The organism is Roseisolibacter sp. H3M3-2 (assembly GCF_029211165.1).
Taxonomy (GTDB): domain Bacteria; phylum Gemmatimonadota; class Gemmatimonadetes; order Gemmatimonadales; family Gemmatimonadaceae; genus Roseisolibacter.
The window spans coordinates 1-3,002 of record NZ_JARGEK010000476.1; the positions used below are offsets into that span (position 1 = coordinate 1).

A 3,002-nucleotide genomic window follows, 5' to 3' on the forward strand; every position below is an offset into this window, starting at 1 on the left:
CGCGGGGCGGGGCGCCGCGCGCCCCGGGGCGAACGCCGCCGCGGCGTCGGGGTGGAGCCGCACCGCCTCGCGCACCGCCTCCGCACCCGCGCCGGTCAGCTCGTAGTAGCGCCGCGGCGGCCGCCCCGCGTCGCGCGCCTCGCGCACCGCCTCCCACCGCGACCGCACCCACCCCTCGCCCTCCAGCCGGCGCAGGATCGGGTACACGGTCCCGCTCTCCAGCCCCGTCGCGTCGAGGACGTCGAAGCCGTGGCGGAGGCCGCGCGAGAGCGCGACCAGGACGAGGGCGGTGGGGCGGGTGAGGCGGGGCATTGCTCTACCTATGTAGAGTTTCGGGCCCGCGTGCAAGTCAACGTTCCGTTTACCGGGCGCTGCGGGCGGCGGAATGCGGGCTGCGGGTCTCGAATCCGCAGCCCGCAGCCCGCAGCGGCTCACGACAGCCCGAACGTCCGCCCCTCCCCGTCGACCCCCATGGACACCGCCGCCGGCGTCGCGGGCAGCCCCGGCATCGTCATCACGTCCCCCGCGCGCGCCACCACGAACCCCGCGCCCGACGCGCCCCACACCTCGTTGATCGTCAGCCGGAAGCCCGTCGGGCGGCAGAGTCGCGTCGGGTCGTCGGTGAGCGAGTACTGCGTCTTCGCGATGCACACCGGCGTCGCGCCCATGCCGTGCGACTCCAGCCACTCGATCTGCCGCGCCGCCGCGGGGGCGTAGTCGGCGCCGTCGCCGCCGTACACGCGCCGCACGATCGCGTCGATCTTGTCGCGGATCGGGCGCGACGCGTCGTAGGCGAACGCCGGCGCGGCCGGCGACGGGTTGCCGTTCACCGCCGCCATCACCAGGCGCGCCAGCTCCAGGCCGCCCGCGCCGCCGCGCGCGAACACGTCGCACGGCGCGACCGGGACGCCCAGGTCCGCCGCCGCGTCGTGCACCGCGCGCAGCTCGGCGTCGGTGTCGGTGGCGCGGCGGTTGACCGCGACCACCACCGGGACGCCGAAGCCGCGCAGGTTCGCCACGTGGTGCGCCAGGTGCGGCATCCCGCGCGCCAGCGCGTCGAGGTCCTCGACGTCGAGGCGCGTCTTCGGCAGCCCGCCCTGCATCTTGAGCGAGCGCACCGTCGCCACCAGCACCGCCGCTGCCGGCGCCAGCCCGCCCGCGCGGCACTTGATGTCGAAGAACTTCTCGGCGCCGAGGTCCGAGCCGAACCCCGCCTCGGTGACCACGACGTCGCCGAGCGCCAGCGCGGCGCGCGTCGCGACCAGCGAGTTGCACCCGTGCGCGATGTTGCCGAACGGCCCCGCGTGCACCAGCGCCGGCCCGCCCTCGAGCGTCTGCACGAGGTTCGGGCGCAGCGCGTCGCGCAGCAGCACCGTCATCGCGCCGGCGGCCTTCAGCTCCCCCGCCGTCACCGGCGCGCGCGACGCCCCCGCGGTGCCGACGACGATGCGCGCCAGCCGCGCCTCCAGGTCGGCGAGGTCGGTCGCCAGCGCGACGACCGCCATGATCTCGCTCGCCGGCACGATCACCCACCGCGCCTCGCGCGTCGGGCCGGCCGACGCGCCGCCGAGCCCCACCACCGCGTGGCGCAGCGCGCGGTCGTTCATGTCGATCGTGCGCGGCCACGTCACGCGCCGCGGGTCGAGGTGCAGCGCGTTGCCGTGGTGCAGGTGGTTGTCCACCATCGCCGACAGCAGCGCGTGCGCGCTCGCGATCGCGTGGAAGTCGCCGGTGAAGTGGAGGTTGATGTCCTCCATCGGCACGACCTGCGCGTAGCCGCCGCCGGCCGCGCCCCCCTTCACGCCGAACACCGGCCCCAGGCTCGGCTCGCGGATGCAGAGCACCGCGTCGACGCCGTCGCGCCGCAGCGCCTGCGCGAGCCCGACGCTGACCGTCGTCTTCCCCTCGCCGGCCGGCGTCGGGCTGATGGCCGACACGAGGACGAGCCGCCCGCGCGGCGCGCGCGCCGCGAGGTCGAGCGGGAGCTTCGCCTTGTGCCGGCCGTGGAGGTCGACGTCGTCGGGGGCGAGCCCGAGGTCGGCGGCGACGTCGGTGATGCGGCGCAGGCGGGCGGACTGGGCGATCGCGATGTCGGACGGGACGGTCACGGCGCGGGGGCGAGGGGAGCGGGGCGGGCGGACGCGCCGAAACGCTCGCTCGGCGCGCGCCGTACGGCCACCCACGCCGGCGGGGATCGGATGTTTCCCGCCGCGCCTCCCCCAGCCGCCGCCCCCTCATGCCGTCCCGCCGCCCGCTCCCCGCCCTCGTCGGCGCCGCCCTCGCCCTCGCCGCCTGCGCCGGGGGCCCCGCCCCCCGCACCGCCCCCGCCCCCGCCTCGGCGGCCGACACGGCGGAGGCGCGCCGCGCCGCGATGGGGTTCGTGGCCGCGTTCGACTCGCTGCAGTGGGACCGCTTCCGCGGCTACCTGGCCGGCGACGTGACGATGTTCTTCCCCTTCGCGCAGGTGCCGCGGCGGGCCGACGGGCGGGCCGCGGTGGAGGCCGTCTTCCAGCAGTTCTTCCAGGGGAACCGCGCCGCCCGCGAGCGCGCCGGGCGCCCGATGGTGCAGGGGCTCGTCCCCCGCGACGTCGTCTTCCAGATGCTCGGCGCCGACGCCTCGATGCTCTCGTTCCACCTCGGCGAGCAGTCGCCCGCGCGCCGCTCGATCGCGTTCCGGCGGCAGGGAGGCGAGTGGAAGGTCGCGCACTGGCACGCCTCGCCGGCCCCGGCGGCGCCGCCGGCGGGCGCCCCGTCGGCCGCGTCGCCGCGGCCGTGACGCGCCCCGGGGTCGATCGGCGCATTGCGGCCCCCCGCCGCGACCCGCAGGTTGGAGGGGCCCCGCAGGGCCTTGCCGCGCTCCCCGGCCGATGGCGCGCCGGGGGGCCGATCGCGTCACCCGCGCCACCGCCGGCCCCCGTCCCGATGCAGCCGCCCCCGATCCCCCGCCGCGAGGCCGTCCGCCGCCGTCCCCGCGCCGCCGCGCTAAGTCGGATCGTAGCCAT

General features: G+C 77.7%; 3 protein-coding genes. 1 reads left to right on the top strand and 2 read right to left on the bottom strand.

Annotated elements, in window-relative coordinates:
* Both PYV61_RS23220 and PYV61_RS23225 read right to left on the bottom strand, forming a co-directional pair.
* On the bottom strand, window positions 1-312 hold a 312-nt coding region (locus tag PYV61_RS23220; RefSeq protein ID WP_275836171.1), incomplete at its 3' end, for a helix-turn-helix transcriptional regulator.
* Between the two features lie 119 nt (window positions 313-431).
* The gene (locus PYV61_RS23225) at window positions 432-2,108 is read right to left on the bottom strand and encodes a formate--tetrahydrofolate ligase (protein WP_275836173.1); all 1,677 of its coding nucleotides are present in this window, start codon (window positions 2,106-2,108) and stop codon (window positions 432-434) included.
* Window positions 2,109-2,236: 128 nt separating this feature from the next.
* Here PYV61_RS23225 and PYV61_RS23230 point away from each other — a divergent pair, with 128 nt between their 5' ends.
* On the top strand, window positions 2,237-2,776 hold the full coding sequence (locus PYV61_RS23230) for a nuclear transport factor 2 family protein (RefSeq protein ID WP_275836175.1): 540 nt from the start codon (window positions 2,237-2,239) through the stop codon (window positions 2,774-2,776).
* Window positions 2,777-3,002: the final 226 nt, after the last annotated feature.